This window comes from Alteromonas sp. McT4-15 (assembly GCF_020515205.1).
In the GTDB taxonomy this organism is placed as follows: Bacteria; Pseudomonadota; Gammaproteobacteria; order Enterobacterales; family Alteromonadaceae; genus Alteromonas.
In genome coordinates this window covers 40,373-56,648 of record NZ_JAJALG010000028.1, presented here as the reverse complement: position 1 = coordinate 56,648, position 16,276 = coordinate 40,373, and the positions used below count along the sequence as shown (strand labels likewise).

The window sequence follows — 16,276 nt, the reverse complement described above, 5'->3', positions numbered from 1 at the left end:
GTAATAAACGACTTATAAATTGAGTTTTCTTTTTATTAATACACATCATACCTTGTGAATTTCTCACGTGTACACGGTTGATGTGTAAATGTACTATGTATGATAAATCTATTTGAACCATAAGTGTCTGCAAATGAGCAAGGAATTCCTTTCATTTACCTCAAATGACGTCGAAATTACCGACATAAAGCCAGTGTTTCGTGGTTTCTTTACCATGAACGAGTATCAATTTAAGCACAAATGCTTTAACGGCGAATGGAGTTCCACTGTGAAACGCGAAATTTTTGAGCGCGGTCACGCGGTAGGAGTACTGCCATACGATCCGCATTTACAAGAGTTCGTGCTAATCGAGCAGATAAGAATTGGGGCACTAGCCACTTCTTCAAGCCCCTGGCTGATAGAAATTATCGCAGGGATGATTGATGAAGGGGAAACAGAGGAGTCGGTCTGCCACAGAGAGTCATTCGAAGAGGCGGGAATTACACTAGATAAATTGACCAAAGCGCTGAGCTATTTATCGAGTCCAGGCGGTACGACAGAACGATTGCATATATTTATTGCCAAAACCGATGCCAGTAAAGCGCAAGGCATACATGGCCTTGACTCTGAGTCAGAAGACATAAAAGTGCATCGCGTTAAAGAGAGTACAGCACTTGAATGGCTGGAAAATGGCCATATTGACAACGCCGCGGCAGTAATTGCGCTACAATGGTTCTTTATGCACAAAACTCAACTCCTGGAGCAATGGCAGACATCGTGACTCAACGTAATAACAGAAAGTATGTACCTCATCTTCCTTCTATGCAGGCTTTGTGCGAGCTAAACTACTCGCATGTGCTGCGTATATTGCCAGATTGCGATACGGAAGATTTAAGCTATGCATTTTCTGTTGGTAAAGGGTTGTCTTACGAAATTCGCATCGTAGAGTCTGCGCGCTACACCAGTACACTTAGTATTGTGCAAACCACTAAAGAGCTTCCTGCATACTTAACGCCGTCCATGACGGTGCGTCTTTATCACGATGCTCGCATGGCCGAAGTGATAAGTAGCCAAAACACGGGCGCATTGCAGCCGTCATACGATTACCCTAATTTAAAAATGCGGCAGCGAAACGAAAAGCATATGGTAAACATCTTTTTGGCTGAGTGGCTGAGTTTTTGTCTTCAACATGCCTCAAATATAACGTCTGAAGCGTGATTACTCTTATACAAATTAGTGACTGTCATTTACTGAAAGACAAAGATAAAAGCGGCTATGATGGCATTGCCCCATTTTATGCGCTTGAGGGTGTGCTGCGTGATGTATCTCAAACGCTAAAAGGCGCAAGAAGCTTAAGTGCCGATAGTGCAATTGTATTGGTAACGGGCGATATCAGTGGTGACAATTCAAAAGAGAGTTACATCCACTTTCTGTCATTAATGAAACAGTATATCGAAGCGCAAGGCGTGTCGTGGTTTGCCATAGCGGGGAATCACGATAACAATGTGCACTTTGACACATTATTAACAGACCATATACTAACAGCAGGCTCGCCTATACATAGCGCCAACTGGCTTATTCACGGCTGTGATACAAGGCACCCTTACGATAAACACGGTGCTGGGGGCAGTGTAAAGCAACAAGACGTCATTGCGATAGAAAAAGTATGTGACGCTAATCAAGCCGCTCAAATACTTCATCGTCCGTTATTTCATATAGTCGCGTTACATCATCATGTTCTTCCTTCACAGAGTTGGATGGATAAACACGCGCTAGCGGGGGCTGAGTATATCGAAGCCTTGGTTTCCCGTCAGTCGGGTATAAAGGCAGTATTGCACGGGCACGTGCATTCACCCATTCGTCAGCACATCGGTGAACGTGGCACGCCATCATATGGATGCCCGTCAAGCTGTTGGCAGTGGGCCATGCAAGAAACGTTTGGTACCAGTGAGGAAAGCCCAGGCTACCAGCAGTTTACCCTGTGCTATGATGGCACAGTAGAAGTAAATGTAAGACGCGTTGCCTATAAAAAGCACTAACTCAATGCCCCAGAAGTCCAATACAAAGGCATTGAAGAATAGACGTGACTGACAAGCCTATTTACAAGAAAGGCACTCAACGAAAACAAGAGAAGCAGTATGCAGCATATTTTATATCTACATGGTTTTTTAAGTTCACCCAAATCGGTAAAAGCGCAAGCAACCAAAGCGTATTTTGAACAGCACCACAGTGACGTTATGCTGCATATTCCTGAACTATCAAACTTCCCTAGCCAAGTGGAAGCACAGCTGCTGGCACTTATCGAGTCCACCCCTGCATTGTTAGAAAATGGACTCAAGCTTATCGGCAGTTCTATGGGGGGATACCTTTCTACGTTTTTGCTGGAAAAGTTTGGGGGCAAAGCTGTGTTAATCAACCCAGCGGTTAAGCCTTACGAGCTTTTGCAAGATTTCATCGGCGCTCATCAAAATCCGTATAGCGGCGAGAAGTTTGAAATTATCGAAAGTGATATGCATGTCATTAAAGCGCTTGAAGCATCAACGCTTAAAGATGAAGCCTGCTACAAAGTATTGCTGCAAACCGAAGATGAGACCTTAGATTATCGCTTGGCCGCACAAAAATATGCTAACAGCGAACTAGTGATTGAAGAGGGGGGCGATCACAGCTTTATCGGCTATGAAAACCACTTACCAGCAATTGCGAGCTTTCTCCTAAAATAAGCTCATTGCCACTATCTACAAGCCCTGCTACCATCGTTTTATTACGTTTGTTGCTGGCTTAAATAACAACCATAACTATGTCAAATCAATACAATTCAGATGCTATCGAGGTCCTAAATGGCCTCGACCCCGTAAAACGTCGCCCCGGCATGTATACCGATACGACCCGTCCTAATCACCTTGGGCAGGAAGTTATCGATAACAGTGTGGATGAAGCATTAGCTGGACATGCGTCAAATATCAAAGTGATATTACACGAAGACCAGTCACTTGAAGTGATTGATGACGGTCGTGGTATGCCGGTGGATATTCATCCCGAAGAGGGCATTTCAGGCGTTGAGCTTATTTTATGTAAGCTGCATGCAGGTGGTAAGTTTTCAAATAAAAACTACGCTTTCTCGGGTGGTTTACACGGTGTAGGTATCTCAGTAGTAAACGCACTTTCAACACGTGTTGAAGTAACTATTCGACGGGATAGTAATGTTTATCAAATTGCCTTTGAAAACGGCGACAAAGTAGAAGATTTGCAAATTATTGATACGTGCGGAAAGCGTAATACTGGAACACGCGTACATTTTTGGCCAGATGCGCAGTATTTCGATTCGGCCAAATTTTCTGTTAGTCGTTTAGTGCACAACTTGCGCGCTAAGGCAGTATTGAGCCCAGGGCTGCGCATTCGATTTGACAACAAAATAACGAAAGAAAGCCAGGAATGGTATTACGAAGATGGCCTAAAAGATTATCTCTATCAGGCGGTGGAAGAGTTTGAAACACTGCCTGCTGATACCCCATTTGTAGGCAGTTTCAGCGGAAATACGGAAGCCGCAGATTGGGCGGTAATGTGGTTACCTGAAGGAGGTGATCTTGTTACCGAAAGCTACGTGAACTTAATTCCAACCGCGCAGGGGGGAACCCACGTAAATGGCTTGCGCCAAGGCCTACTTGAGTCAATGCGCGAATTCTGTGAATTTAGAAACTTGATGCCGCGCGGCGTTAAGCTATCACCTGATGACATTTGGGACCGCTGTGCCTATATTTTGTCAACCAAGATGCAAGACCCACAGTTTGCTGGGCAAACCAAAGAGCGTCTGTCATCACGCCAAGCCAGTGCATTTGTTTCAGGTATCGTAAAAGATGCGTTTAGCCTATGGTTGAATCAGCACACTGAAATTGCAGAAGCGTTGGCTGAGATGTGTATTAACAACGCGCAACGCCGTCTTCGCCAAACCAAGAAAGTAGCACGTAAAAAGGTTACACAAGGGCCAGCGTTGCCAGGCAAATTGACCGACTGTTCATCGCAGGACATTTCATACTCAGAACTCTTTTTGGTAGAAGGTGACTCAGCAGGTGGCTCAGCTAAGCAGGCGCGTGATAGAGAGTTTCAAGCGATCATGCCCCTTCGCGGTAAAATCTTAAATAGTTGGGAAGTGGATTCATCTCAAGTATTGGCGTCGCAAGAAATTCACGACATTTCGGTGGCACTGGGTATCGACCCTGATTCAACGGATTTATCAGGCTTACGCTACGGAAAAATTTGTATTTTGGCTGATGCTGACTCGGACGGTCTGCACATTGCAACGCTACTTTGCGCGCTCTTTGTGCGTCATTTCAGAACGCTGGTAGAACAAGGGCATGTCTATGTCGCTATGCCACCGTTGTTTCGTATCGATGTGGGTAAGGAAGTGTATTATGCATTGGACGAAGGTGAAAAGCAGGGCATTTTAGATAGAATAGAAGCGGAGAATAAGCGCGGTAAAATTAACGTACAACGCTTTAAAGGCTTGGGTGAAATGAACCCGCTGCAGCTTCGTGAAACCACTATGGATCCTAACACTCGTCGTCTTGTGCAACTCACCATTGAAGATGCTGAAGAAATGATGGAGTTAATGGACATGCTGCTTGCTAAGAAGCGTTCTGGCGACAGAAAAGTGTGGCTTGAGAGCAAAGGTAATATGGCCGAAGTGGCGTTGTAACGCTAAGATATCTCGACTACGCCGCGTTCTTCGCGGCGTTTTAGTATTAGCATCTGAATCAGTACTGCGCCGCGCATCACAACACTCGTGCCGTTTAGTATTAACAACGGCCAGCTTTGGTTAATCGGCATGGTTAGGCCAAACATTAACGTACTGACATCTTTTATTAGAATATTCTTAAACAAAGTGGCTGATAGCGAGCCCACTTTTTGTCTGCGACGCAGTACCACCCACTGATGTAGCGTACCTTGGAACAATATAACGGTGACCACCAACATTAGCGCGTTGGCACCAAACTGTGCCAAGGTGGGAAAGGGCCGAAAGTACATCGACACAAAGCCCGCCATCAGCGATAGCCCGGCCACCACCGTAACCAGCGCGGTAAGTGATGTGCGTCTTTGTGCCCAAATTTTATAAATGATAATAAGAGTGAGGAGCAGTGCACCGCAGCGTGTCCACACTAGGTAATGGTTAAAGGGCTCAACCGAAATGCCGAAAAGAAAAATGGAGAAAAAAGCGAAATAACTGGAACCAAATTGATTGAGCGATAAGCTATTGTTGGCATCTGAAGACAAGTGCTCATATTTGTTCATCGCTTTGATTTGCGCGTACAGCCCCAACCACGTCAATAAAAACAATGCGGCACTCACTAGCCCCATTATGTGATAAAACACAGCAATTCACTCACAACGACAATCAAAAATACAGTGTATCACAGCTCACGTCGATTGACTTTTTGGCGGCCTATATTGTTTTTTGAAAGAGTAAGGCAATGGACGAGGCGTAAAGCTTGGTCATTCCACTTGTCACTGGTGGCAGTGATGAACTTAACGTAGTATAGACGACGTATTCATTTTATTGCGCCAAGGCTATTTTAAAATTTATGATGTTACGCAGTGTTAAGTGGCTTTTGCTTAGTGTGGTTATTGTTGTGGTATTGGTGCTTGCTGGCGCTGCCACCTTTACCTATCTAGCGGTACAAAAAGCGCCGTTAGTCGACAATACTGCACCACAGCAACTCGATGGTGCTGACAGCGTTAATAAACTTTTAAATCAACTGCAACAAGCATTTTCGCAACGACAAGAAAGTCACCAGCTGGAGCTAACAGAAACGCAGGTTGAAAGCCTTGTGGGTGTGCTGCAACGCGCGCTTCCTGATTTTAAAGGTCGCGTGAATATATCTCCGTTAGGCGGCACGGTAAGTGTGACCTACGCCATCAGCCGCTCAGGCTATTTTGTTAACGTATCAGCACTTGTTTTACCCGGAGATAGTCTGCGTATTGAACAAGTGCAAATTGGCGATATAACCTTATCTGGCAATTTGCTTCTTCGCTTCTTGGAATACACGGTTAACTTCTATACGGAATCTCAAATCGCCACTATCGCTCTGTCTCGTGTGGAGCAAGTCAGTATGAATAATGGTGAACTCACGCTGGATGTTGGTCCACTTGACCCACTGCTGACTGAGCTTAACGTTGTCAGTTTGAATTTAGCCCCAGAGCAAGAAACTGAGCTTGAAAAGCTCAGTGCTTATTATCTTCGCTATATTTCAGGAAGAGACATTGCACTAAGTCCAAAAGCCATTTCTCTGATGGAGTATTTGCGAGAGGGGATGGCGCGAGCTCGTGAGCAAAGTGAAACACCTGAACAAGCCGTACTACACAACAAAGCGGTGATCATTGCGTTAGCAGCCTATGTGGGCCATCACCGCGTTGGTCAGCTAGTGGGTGATATTCAGCCTAACCCGATTAAAGCGCTTAAGCCTAAACGAGGTGCGGTGCTGCACAAACGCAATGACTTAGCACGCCATTTTATTATTTCAGCTGCTTTGGAACTCTTATCTAAACAAGGTATATCACTTGCTATTGGTGAATTTAAAGAGCTGATGGATAGAGCTCAAGGGGGCTCGGGTTACAGTTTTGTTGATTTGGCAGCCGACATGTCAGGTACACGATTTGCGCAAGTGGCGACGTCATTGTCTACGGCGCAAGAGGTTCAAAATGCACTTGCGCGTATTCAAAGTGAATTGGAAATCATAGTACCCATCGACGGATTGCCAGAAGGCTTAAGTAAACAAGCCTTCGTTGAGCAATACGGTCAAGTAGACAGTGAAGCTTATCTTCGTGAGGTAAGCGATATTGAACGTAGAATCGGTAAAGTGGCGCTGTATGCGCCAAGAAATTAGGGCTTTACGTACAGTGATTCTAGCGCACTAGTCGGCCTTTTTTGCACTCAGCGACTGTTGAAATTGCGCTAATGTTACCAAAGCCACTTCGATTTTTTTCACCAGTGGTCCAAGTGCAGCTTTAGCGGCATCCTCATTCATGTCTTTCATTGCTTGCCAGTCATTCGCAATTTCTTCTACATAAGGCCCAAAGCGTTTCGCTGAGCTTGTGAATCCGCTGTCTGCGGCAAAAATGGCAGCAAATTTCCCTTTTTGATCGCGCTGCAAACTATCTAACATCTGATCGGCATCCACTGCTTTGCGATAAAGAGTTTGCATGGTCTCTTGAAGTTGTTGATGTACAGCTTGCATCTCTTGCATTTAAACGCCCTTTAAGTCAATTTTAAATTTCTATAGGTAATGGTTAAAGTTTCGCCTTTCAAGGCCGATAACCTGACGAGTGTTGGTATTTGCAGCTTATGCAAAGCCCAACACAAAATAAAGGGGGGCAATTCTGCCCACTTTTTTACTTTGCTACAAGCAACAAAGGAAAATGGTATGGATCTACAAGGTGCTAGTGCCTCTGGAACGTCCGGTGCGTCACTTGAGTTGGCCTCTCTAAAGCTTGCTAAAAGTCAGCAAGAACAAGAGGGACAAGCGTCGCTTCAGTTGCTGGAATCAGCTTCTGACGTACCAAAATCATCATCTTCAAACCCCGCATTAGGCGCCAACATTGATACCTATGCGTAGTTTACGGATGTAAATGTAAGTCGATAGGCGTTTTGCCAGGTTGACCGCCAATTTCTCTCACCAGTTTTGGCACCAAGAAGCCTGGTAAACGCTTTATCGCTTCTTCCATAATATCTCTTGCCGCATCATCGCTTACATAAAAGTGACTTGCGCCCTGTACCTTGTCTAGTACGTGAAGGTAATAAGGCAAAACGCCAGCATCGAACAGCTTTTCACTTAAGTCGCTAATTGCATCGCCCGAATCGTTGACGTTTCTTAACAACACCGACTGATTAAGCAAAGTGACGCCCATACGTTTAAGCCTGTCTAAGCGCATGGCTAATGACGCCGAAATTTCGTTAGCGTGATTAGCATGAAGTACAAGCACTTTTTGAAGGGGTAAATTGCCAAACCAGTTCTCAAACGCACTATCAATTCTTTCAGGCAGAACAACGGGTAAACGAGTATGTATACGAAGGCGTTTAATATGAGGAATACTGGCAATTTCATGTGCAAGCCACGCTAGGTGATCGTCCTTGGCCATTAATGGGTCTCCACCAGAAAAAATGACCTCGTTAATGCTTACATTGCTGCGAATGTAGTTAAGGACTTCCTCCCATTGGTGCTTGCTCACTGCATTGTCAGCATAGGGAAAGTGACGTCGAAAACAGTATCGGCAGTTAACGGCGCAGCCTGTTCGAACCATTAACAGTACGCGAGAGTCATACTTGTGCAGTATTCCTTTGCCCGCGGTGTCATGCTCTTCTAAGGGGTCCTCACTGTAACCCGGTGATGTTAAAAACTCGTCACTTAGCGGCATAACTTGTAAAAAAAGCGGATCGTCGGGGTTACCTTTTTCCATTAAATCAACAAAATGGCGTGGAACACGCATAGGGAAAAGGCGCCTTGCTTTTATGTGCTGTGCGTATTTATCTTCATCTAAACCTAGGTGCTCAAGCAGCTTTGCAGGGTCTGTAAAACTGCATGCTAATTCTTTTTGCCAGTTATGCTCTACAGAAATCGGTTTTTTAGGTATTATTTGTTCCACGAAACTTTTTGTACCTTATGTTTAGACAGAGGAATTATGGCTAATTACAGCACTAACGAGTTCAAAGGCGGCCTGAAAATCATGCTGGACGGCGAACCATGCAACATTCTAGAAAACGAATACGTAAAGCCGGGTAAGGGCCAAGCGTTTAACCGCGTTAAAATTCGTAAGCTTATTTCAGGTAAAGTTTTGGAAAAAACTTTCCGCTCAGGCGAATCAGTAGAAGGCGCTGACGTAATGGATACAGAGCTTGCCTACTTATACACCGACGGCGAATTCTACCACTTTATGAACAACGATACATTCGAACAAATCGCTGCAGATGAAAAAGCGGTTGGTGAGAACAAAAAGTGGTTAGTAGAAAACGACGTTTGCATTATTACGCTATGGAACGGTTCACCAATTACGGTTACACCGCCAAACTTCGTAGAGCTTGAGATCACTGAAACCGATCCAGGCCTTAAAGGCGATACGGCTGGCACCGGCGGCAAGCCTGCAACGCTAAGTACTGGTGCGGTAGTTCGCGTGCCATTGTTTGTGCAAACTGGCGAAGTGATTCGCGTAGACACTCGCTCTGGCGAATACGTTTCTCGCGCACAAAAATAAAAGAACTTGGCCCTTGTATTAAAGGGCAATTAAAAAACCGGTGTATCACGCAGCGCGTGTGCATCGGTTTTTTGTTTTTTATACTATCAACACCACTACTTGATATAATTGACCGCTCAATCACGTTAACCGATTAACATCGAACACCTGTTGATGTTGTTCTTCATTATGCAGGGGTTACAATTATGCAGGCAGTTTTATGACAGGCTCCGTTAATACTTGCGGCACTTCTCAGCTTTGGCAACCCACAACAACCTTAGAAGCGCGTCGAGCGCGTGCAGACCTATTGCGTGCTATACGTGAATACTTTTATCAACGCGATGTGCTTGAGGTAGATACGCCATTGCTCTCAAACGGCACTGTAACCGATGAACACCTTGACGCATTTGTTACCGCGTTTGCTCATGGTAATACTGGTAAGCCTGTCAATTTGTATCTGCAAACATCGCCAGAATATGCCATGAAGCGTCTGCTTTGTGCGCAAAGCGGCTCAATTTATCAAATCTGTAAAGCCTTTCGTCATGAAGGAGAGGGGCGCTGGCATAACCCAGAGTTCACTATGTTGGAATGGTACAGGTTGGGTTACGACCACCTTCAGTTAATGGACGATGTGGATGCATTACTAATGACCACATTAGGCACTGAGCCAAGTGATAAGTTGACTTACCAAAACGCCTTTATTGAGTACTTGGCGCTTGACCCACTAACGGCCACAGATGACATGCTAGAAAGTGCCTTACGCGAGCACAACATCGATATTCACGCGCCACAAACGTTAAGTACAGACAGTAAACTTCAGCTTCTGTTTAGCTACTGTATAGAACCGCGTATTGGCACACAAAAGCCTTGCTTTATATACGAATTCCCCGCGTCGCAAGCTGCACTTGCTAAGTTAAGTCGTCGGGATAGTCGTGTTGCAGAACGCTTTGAGGTTTATTTCAAAGGAGCGGAACTCGCAAACGGCTTCAACGAGCTTAGTGAAGCGGAAGAACAACGCCGACGTTTTAAAAGCGACAACAAAAAGCGTGAAAAAGCGGGGCTTGAAACTAAACCCATTGATGAGCATTTTTTAAGTGCACTTGAAAATGGGCTGCCCGCGTGCGCTGGCGTGGCGCTTGGGGTTGACAGGTTACTGATGCTGAAAATGGGCGCATCTCATATTCAAGATGTGATTAACTTTCCTGTAAGCCGGGCATAAACGATACGTTTCACAGTATTTAAAGTGCTAGCGAACTAACATTAAATGTCGTTAAAACCTGTCATACGAACGTTCAGTGGGAGTTGACATTCAATCCTACATCCTTAAAAATGTTATAACATCTCAAAATAATGTTATAACATCCTAAGAGGAAGTTCATGAAAATGCGTTCACTGCTAAGTTTAACGATAGCAGGGCTGTTGAGTGCGCCTGTTTATGCCACAACAGTAACTGGAAAAGTCACCGATACAGCAGGGCAGCCCGTTGCTGGCGCCGAAGTCAAAATTGAAGGTACACGACGCGTTGCTTACACAGATGAGAACGGTGTATACCGCTTCGATGACGTGAAACAGCCACATATCCACTTGCACGTATACTCTTCAGAGCATATTCATGGTGATAACGACCTGGGTGACGTTACCCGCGATCAAAATGTTGATTTTGTTCTAAAACCCGCTTCAGTTGAGAACATTGTTGTTACTGCTAATGCGCTACAGTCATCAGTGCTTGAATCTGTGACGCCAGTAACGGTAATTGGTGCAGAAAAGTTACGCAAAATTGAAGCGCCTACCTTAGGAGAAACCCTTAAAAATGCACCTGGTGTGCACAGTACTTATTTCGGCCCAGTTGCGAGTAGCCCAATTATCCGTGGTAACGATGGCCCACGGGTTAAAATTGTGCAAAACGGCTTGGATGTTTCTGACGTATCTCGCGTTGGACCCGATCATAATGTCGCGTCTACGTTAACCAGTGCAACACAAGTGGAAGTATTGCGCGGTCCTGCAACACTACAATACGGCAGTGGTGCAATTGGCGGTGTAGTCAATGTAGTTGATAAGCGCATTCCTCAGTATCCAGTAGAAGGAATTGAAGGTGAGGCCGAAACGAGCTACAGCACAGTTAACGAAGGCACCTATACACGCGGCGACGTAACTGGTGGAAAAGGCAATTGGGCGTGGCACGTTGATGGTTTCTATCGCGATACCGAAAACGCAGATATTCCCGGCTATGCGTCTATCGACCCCGATGAAGATGAGCCCAAAGGTGAGCTAGAGAGCAGCGCAATGGAAACCAGCAATATTGTTGCAGGTTTGTCTTATGTAGCAGAAGAAGGGTATTTTGGCTTTGCCGTTGAGAAGCTAGACAATGAATACGGCGTACCAGGCCACAGTCACGCGCATGGCGAGGAAGAGCACGAAGAGCACGATGATGATGACCATGACGAAAGCGATCACGGTGAAGAGCACAGTGAAGAAGGGGTTCTGCTTGATGTTGATATGACCCGCTATCAAATGGCTGGCGAGTGGCACTCACCTGTAGAAGGGCTTACTAATCTTAAGTTTGCCGCTGCTTATACCGACTATGAGCATGCCGAGATTGAAGATGGAGAGCCAGGTACAGTATTTACTAATGAGTCTAGCGATATTCGCCTATCTGCATATCACGAAGAGATAAACGGGTGGCATGGCGTATTTGGGTTGCAGTTTAATCATAGTGACTACAACGCCATAGGTGAGGAAGCATTTACACCAGCCAATACTACATCAAGCTATGCGCTGTATATCGTTGAGCAGAAAAAGGTGGGTGATATTACCTTTGAACTAGGGGGGCGCCTTGAGCGAACCACCCTTGATGCCGATGATAGTGAAATTGAGCTTAATATAGCCCATGAAGAACACGACGAGCACGAGGGTGAAGAGCATGAAGAGCATGAGCTTGCGTTTAGTTTCCCTGACTACGATTTCACCAGCCTTTCTCTATCAGCTGGTGCAAACTGGGAATATGCAGAAGGGCATGCTGTTGCAGTAACCTTGTCGCGTAGTGAGCGTGCACCGAGTCAGCAAGAACTCTTTTCAGCAGGCCAGCACCTTGCTACTCAAAGTTATGAAGTGGGTTTGGTGTTTGATATGGACGACGAAGGGCATATCGAAGAGTCGCTAAACGGTGTTAAAGAAGAAGTGAGCACAAATTTAGACGTGACTTTCCGTAAGTTCTCTGGCGATTGGGGATACAGTGTTTCATTTTTCTTTAACCAAGCTGATGACTATATTTTCCAAACAAACACTGGGTTAATTGCGTTAAGTGAGCATGAAGAGCACGGTGATGAAGCGCATGAAGAGGAAACTCATGAAGATGAAATCGGCATGCACGAAGACGAACATGATGAGCACAGCGAAGAGGGGCTTCCAGTCTATTACTTCCAGCAAGCCGATGCTGATGTTTGGGGCTTTGAAGCAGAAACCTATGTTGATCTGAGTGATACATTGCGCCTTATCGTATTCGGCGATTACATTCGCGCTGAAATTGAAGGTGATAACTTACCTCGCACGCCGCCTATGCGTTTTGGTAGCGAATTAAGTTACATGAAAGATGGACTAAGTGCAGATGTCGGGTTTACGTGGTATGACGACCAACAGCACGTTGCGTCGTATGAAACCGTAACAGATGGCTATACGTTGGTTAATGCCAGTGTTCAATACGAGTTCGCTAGTCAGGGCATCGATTGGGTATTGTTTGCGCGTGGCGAAAACCTTACCGACGAGGAAGCTCGCGTTCATACTTCTTTCTTAAAAGATCAGGCGCCGCTACCAGGTAGAAACTTTACTATGGGCGTTCGTGCACTGTTCTAAAAGCCTGACATAGTTCAAAGGTTATTAATTGCAATGGCGGTGTATTTACACCGCCTTTTTTGTTTTACTGGTGGATAATTTCAAATCTGCCACGGGGCAATTAAAGGCAATATTGTGCGAGAATTTAGCATCAAAGATGGTGATGACATCATTCAATGGCTCTCAACGTTGACACAATCACATATCGTATTGGGTTATGGGAGTTTGTTAAGTAAAGACAGTCGTGAGCGCTACTCAAACATCTTTACGCAGGGGATCCCTGTAACCGTTGAAGGGTTTGAGCGTGCATGGGTTACTCGTAGCTTAAGTGAAAAGCAAACCTATGTAGGTGCTACGCCACACAAACGCGAAAGTCTTAACGCGCAATTGATCCCAACAACGCTTAACCCCACACTACAAGCGCGAGAAAAAGACTATCGATTTGTTAGCGTAAAGAGTGAGAACGTGATTTTTAATAATATCGACTCACAGTATCAATCATTGCTAATTGAACAATTGTCGCCTTTTTCATTGTGGATTTGTGAAACGCTAGATTGTCATGAACCTTCCCAAGCGTACCCAGTGCATCAAACGTATATCGATACCTGTTTGGCTGGGTGTTTAGAGCATGGTGGCGTTGATGAGGCAAAAGCGTTTGTTGCAAATACCAAACTGTGGGACCATCCCAGAATAAATGATAGAGCAAAGCCGTTATACCCGCGCAGTGCGAGGGTAGGCAGTGATGTCCATCAAATCATAGATACGTTGTTACAGCCCCAAAACTAAGCGAGAAAAATCGTGAGTGTGACGTCTATTATTAATTCTGAAATGCTTTACAGCGAGCGGCTCCGTCTTCGCCTGCTAGATTTTGAAGATAAACATTGGATTTTGCGTTTGCAGCAAGATGACCTTTGGCTCAAATTTATAGGAAGTCGTGGCGTTAACTCTGTAGATGACGCGTGTGATTATATTGAAAGAACCAATGCGCAGCGCGCTGAATGGGGATATGGACTGTGGGCCGTTGAAGATAAAGTCAGCCATCAGCCAATAGGCGTATGCGGGCTTTTTAATCGCTTTGCCTTTTCATGCCCCGATTTGGGATTTGCAATGTTGCCAGAAGCACGGGGTAAAGGTTTGTGTCGTGAAGCTTGCACGCGCGTAATTCAATGGGCGCACGAAAAGGGCTATCATTTTCTAACCGCCATGACGCACCCAGACAATAGTGCGTCGCAGCGTGTACTTGAACGTGTCGGTTTTGCCAAACACGGTGCCTACTTTGACAAGACTTTTTCAAAACAAACCCTGTATTGGCTCGACCTTCCTGAGGCGCACCAAATAGACGCGCCTTAGTTGGTACTTACTTACAGCTCTTCTACATTGGAGGGAGTACGATAACTTTCTTAATCACAATGGGCTCAATAGGAACATTGTTGGCATTAAGGCGAAGTGAGTACTCAGTTTCAACTTCAGACATGGCATCGACAACGTCTTCGCCCTCAACGATCACGCCAAACACAGCATAGCCCCAATCTCGCCCTGGGTTTAGGCTGCTGTTGTCATTAACGTTAAAGAAAAACTGTCGATTTGCAGTGTGAGGATCATTTTGCCTCGCCATTGCGATGGTGTGTAAATCGTTGGTCAATCCATTCCCAGACTCGTTAAAAATATCTGGGAAATTAGACTTACCATTAAAGTCAGCAGTGTAACCACCTCCTTGTACTACAAACCCAGGCACAATTCGGTGAAAAATTGTGTCCTCATAAGCGCGCTTGTCTACGTAGCGTAAAAAGTTATTTACCGTGATGGGTGCGCGTCGTCTGTCGAGTTCAACGACAATATCACCCATAGTGGTTTCAAATTTCACGCGGGGGTAGTAATTATCGGGTTGCACATGTGAACCATCATCTTTTGTTGCCGCAAGCACTGTTGCGCTTACAAACAATGAAAGTAGTGCGAATATATAGTGGCGTGTTGTCTTCATGAATAATCCTCTTTCAAAAACCAGACTATCGCTTTGCTGTGCCTAAGATAACGAACTTTTTATCACTCGCAAGCACCTTGGCACCACCGAACAATTTTTTCAGTTTAATGTGGTAATCAAGGTGACGGTTACCCACCACAACTAAATGACCGCTCTTGACTAACAAGTCGCGAGAGTCGGTGAACATTTGCCAGGCAATATGATCCGTTATGGCATTTTGCTGGTGAAATGGTGGATTGCACAAAATTTTAGTTACAGCTGGTCGTTGGCTTCTTTCAAGCAGCGCTTCCAAGCAATTACTGGCAACAAACTCGCATTGATCTATCTTGTCTGGAAAGTTGTTCAATACGTTTAATCGGGCACTTTCAAGTGCCATATAAGACTCATCAACAAAGATAACTTTTGCCTCGGGAGCGAGGGCTAACGCATTGACACCAAGCACCCCGTTGCCGCATCCCAAGTCAACGATGACGTCATTAGCACTTACTGTCATGTGTTCTAGCATGATGCGAGCGCCAATATCTAATGATTGCCGAGAAAATACGTTGGCCAAGTTGTCCAGCGTCAGTGTTTGGCTGGTAGTTCCCTTTGCCTGCCAGCGGGTGGGATAGGGGGATTTAGCGTGAGTTTTTGCATTATCACGTGTGGCGAAAACGAGACGAGATTTCTTTTTGGCCAATGACGTCGTGGTTTTGCCAATATACTTTTCAAACAAACCAAGAACGGACTTAGTGATAGTTTTCACCTTACCCGCAGCCACAACATATGTATCAGGTGTAATGTAGCGCTGAATATCAATAAGCTGTTGTTCCAGCAATGCAAGCGTGCGCGGTATCTTAATCACAACGATATCAACATCAGATGCAGGTGTGAACGATAAACTGTCTACACTGGTTAACGTTTGAACAGGGGCGGTGATTGCATTGTCCTTGGTTGTTGGCGTGAGTTGATTTGCCGTTAGGTTCTCTAATAATGAGCGGTAGGCAATGTAGGAGTCAGACACCCACAGTGGCTCAACATGTGCAAACCAGCAACCCAATACCCCGAAGTCATCATTAAATATCATCATTTTAGGCGCTGTTGACGTGGTTATGGCACCTTCACTAAGACTGGTTTCTATATGCTCAATAAGTAGTTCATCTGCACTGTCCCACGCTTGCAAGCTCACGTGCTGATGCTTTTCTGGGTAACGTATTAGCGTGAATTGACGATCTGCAAATAAGAATTCTGTATTCATGAGGTTGTGCTTGATTGACTCGTGGACTGTGA

17 protein-coding genes are annotated in these 16,276 nt (G+C 45.2%); 12 read left to right on the top strand and 5 right to left on the bottom strand.

The genetic code is table 11. The annotated features are described in order from the left end of the window. Positions 1 to 133: 133 nt before the first annotated feature. From nudF to parE, 5 genes are all read left to right on the top strand, one after another. Complete coding sequence (gene nudF / locus LHL20_RS16290) at positions 134 to 760, top strand: ADP-ribose diphosphatase (protein WP_226434049.1); 627 nt, start codon at positions 134 to 136, stop codon at positions 758 to 760. Further along, complete coding sequence (locus LHL20_RS16285) at positions 757 to 1,197, top strand: DUF1249 domain-containing protein (protein ID WP_159624122.1); 441 nt, start codon at positions 757 to 759, stop codon at positions 1,195 to 1,197. The genes nudF and LHL20_RS16285 overlap by 4 nt, the downstream gene beginning before the upstream one ends. Continuing rightward, positions 1,194 to 2,018, top strand: a complete 825-nt coding sequence (locus LHL20_RS16280; protein ID WP_226434048.1) for a metallophosphoesterase family protein — start codon at positions 1,194 to 1,196, stop codon at positions 2,016 to 2,018. Before LHL20_RS16285 ends, LHL20_RS16280 begins: the two co-directional genes overlap by 4 nt. A gap of 99 nt (positions 2,019 to 2,117) precedes the next feature. After that, the gene (locus LHL20_RS16275; RefSeq protein WP_226434047.1) at positions 2,118 to 2,699 is read left to right on the top strand and encodes a YqiA/YcfP family alpha/beta fold hydrolase; all 582 of its coding nucleotides are present in this window, start codon (positions 2,118 to 2,120) and stop codon (positions 2,697 to 2,699) included. A gap of 77 nt (positions 2,700 to 2,776) precedes the next feature. Beyond that, entirely contained in the window at positions 2,777 to 4,672 is a 1,896-nt protein-coding gene (parE, locus tag LHL20_RS16270; RefSeq protein WP_159624116.1) for a DNA topoisomerase IV subunit B, read from the top strand. Positions 4,673 to 4,674: 2 nt separating this feature from the next. Here the strand turns inward: parE and LHL20_RS16265 are convergent, their stop codons facing one another. Further along, entirely contained in the window at positions 4,675 to 5,346 is a 672-nt protein-coding gene (locus tag LHL20_RS16265; protein ID WP_226434046.1) for a hypothetical protein, read from the bottom strand. A 209-nt stretch (positions 5,347 to 5,555) separates the two neighbouring features. On the opposite strand from LHL20_RS16265, the gene LHL20_RS16260 reads away from it, so the two are divergent. Next, positions 5,556 to 6,857: a hypothetical protein gene (locus LHL20_RS16260; RefSeq protein WP_226434045.1), complete on the top strand. Its 1,302-nt coding sequence runs from the start codon at positions 5,556 to 5,558 to the stop codon at positions 6,855 to 6,857. 27 nt (positions 6,858 to 6,884) lie between these two features. Here LHL20_RS16260 and LHL20_RS16255 read toward each other — a convergent pair whose 3' ends face one another. Next, positions 6,885 to 7,217: a hypothetical protein gene (locus LHL20_RS16255; RefSeq protein WP_159624110.1), complete on the bottom strand. Its 333-nt coding sequence runs from the start codon at positions 7,215 to 7,217 to the stop codon at positions 6,885 to 6,887. Between the two features lie 177 nt (positions 7,218 to 7,394). Between LHL20_RS16255 and LHL20_RS16250 the strand changes: the two genes are divergently transcribed. Then, positions 7,395 to 7,586, top strand: a complete 192-nt coding sequence (locus LHL20_RS16250; RefSeq protein ID WP_159624108.1) for a hypothetical protein — start codon at positions 7,395 to 7,397, stop codon at positions 7,584 to 7,586. Position 7,587: 1 nt separating this feature from the next. Here LHL20_RS16250 and epmB read toward each other — a convergent pair whose 3' ends face one another. Further along, entirely contained in the window at positions 7,588 to 8,613 is a 1,026-nt protein-coding gene (gene epmB, locus LHL20_RS16245) for an EF-P beta-lysylation protein EpmB (protein WP_226434044.1), read from the bottom strand. A 36-nt stretch (positions 8,614 to 8,649) separates the two neighbouring features. Between epmB and efp the strand changes: the two genes are divergently transcribed. From efp to LHL20_RS16220, 5 genes are all read left to right on the top strand, one after another. Continuing rightward, positions 8,650 to 9,219, top strand: a complete 570-nt coding sequence (efp, locus tag LHL20_RS16240; RefSeq protein WP_159624104.1) for an elongation factor P — start codon at positions 8,650 to 8,652, stop codon at positions 9,217 to 9,219. A gap of 199 nt (positions 9,220 to 9,418) precedes the next feature. Continuing rightward, the gene (gene epmA, locus LHL20_RS16235) at positions 9,419 to 10,417 is read left to right on the top strand and encodes an elongation factor P--(R)-beta-lysine ligase (RefSeq protein WP_226434043.1); all 999 of its coding nucleotides are present in this window, start codon (positions 9,419 to 9,421) and stop codon (positions 10,415 to 10,417) included. Between the two features lie 158 nt (positions 10,418 to 10,575). Beyond that, complete coding sequence (locus tag LHL20_RS16230) at positions 10,576 to 13,047, top strand: TonB-dependent receptor (protein ID WP_226434042.1); 2,472 nt, start codon at positions 10,576 to 10,578, stop codon at positions 13,045 to 13,047. A gap of 114 nt (positions 13,048 to 13,161) precedes the next feature. Next, entirely contained in the window at positions 13,162 to 13,812 is a 651-nt protein-coding gene (locus LHL20_RS16225; protein WP_226434041.1) for a gamma-glutamylcyclotransferase, read from the top strand. A gap of 12 nt (positions 13,813 to 13,824) precedes the next feature. After that, positions 13,825 to 14,376: a GNAT family N-acetyltransferase gene (locus LHL20_RS16220; protein ID WP_226434040.1), complete on the top strand. Its 552-nt coding sequence runs from the start codon at positions 13,825 to 13,827 to the stop codon at positions 14,374 to 14,376. A gap of 22 nt (positions 14,377 to 14,398) precedes the next feature. On the opposite strand, the gene LHL20_RS16215 is transcribed toward LHL20_RS16220, so the two are convergent. Both LHL20_RS16215 and LHL20_RS16210 read right to left on the bottom strand, forming a co-directional pair. Next, positions 14,399 to 15,007 carry a peptidylprolyl isomerase gene (locus LHL20_RS16215; protein WP_226434039.1) on the bottom strand — a complete coding sequence of 203 codons (609 nt, stop codon included), beginning with the start codon at positions 15,005 to 15,007 and terminating at the stop codon, positions 14,399 to 14,401. 25 nt (positions 15,008 to 15,032) lie between these two features. Continuing rightward, positions 15,033 to 16,244, bottom strand: a complete 1,212-nt coding sequence (locus LHL20_RS16210) for a methyltransferase (RefSeq protein WP_226434038.1) — start codon at positions 16,242 to 16,244, stop codon at positions 15,033 to 15,035. Positions 16,245 to 16,276 lie beyond the last annotated feature (32 nt).

What these genes read in the sequence shown, in the direction of transcription:
- LHL20_RS16275 (WP_226434047.1), top strand. Translation starts at nt 2,118, where the DNA reads ATGCAGCATATTTTATATCTACATGGTTTTTTAAGTTCACCCAAATCG.
- epmA (WP_226434043.1), top strand. Translation starts at nt 9,419, where the DNA reads ATGACAGGCTCCGTTAATACTTGCGGCACTTCTCAGCTTTGGCAACCC.
- efp (WP_159624104.1), top strand. Translation starts at nt 8,650, where the DNA reads ATGGCTAATTACAGCACTAACGAGTTCAAAGGCGGCCTGAAAATCATG.
- LHL20_RS16215 (WP_226434039.1), bottom strand. Translation starts at nt 15,007, where the DNA reads ATGAAGACAACACGCCACTATATATTCGCACTACTTTCATTGTTTGTA.
- LHL20_RS16260 (WP_226434045.1), top strand. Translation starts at nt 5,556, where the DNA reads ATGATGTTACGCAGTGTTAAGTGGCTTTTGCTTAGTGTGGTTATTGTT.
- parE (WP_159624116.1), top strand. Translation starts at nt 2,777, where the DNA reads ATGTCAAATCAATACAATTCAGATGCTATCGAGGTCCTAAATGGCCTC.
- LHL20_RS16230 (WP_226434042.1), top strand. Translation starts at nt 10,576, where the DNA reads ATGAAAATGCGTTCACTGCTAAGTTTAACGATAGCAGGGCTGTTGAGT.
- LHL20_RS16250 (WP_159624108.1), top strand. Translation starts at nt 7,395, where the DNA reads ATGGATCTACAAGGTGCTAGTGCCTCTGGAACGTCCGGTGCGTCACTT.
- LHL20_RS16210 (WP_226434038.1), bottom strand. Translation starts at nt 16,244, where the DNA reads ATGAATACAGAATTCTTATTTGCAGATCGTCAATTCACGCTAATACGT.
- LHL20_RS16255 (WP_159624110.1), bottom strand. Translation starts at nt 7,217, where the DNA reads ATGCAAGAGATGCAAGCTGTACATCAACAACTTCAAGAGACCATGCAA.
- nudF (WP_226434049.1), top strand. Translation starts at nt 134, where the DNA reads ATGAGCAAGGAATTCCTTTCATTTACCTCAAATGACGTCGAAATTACC.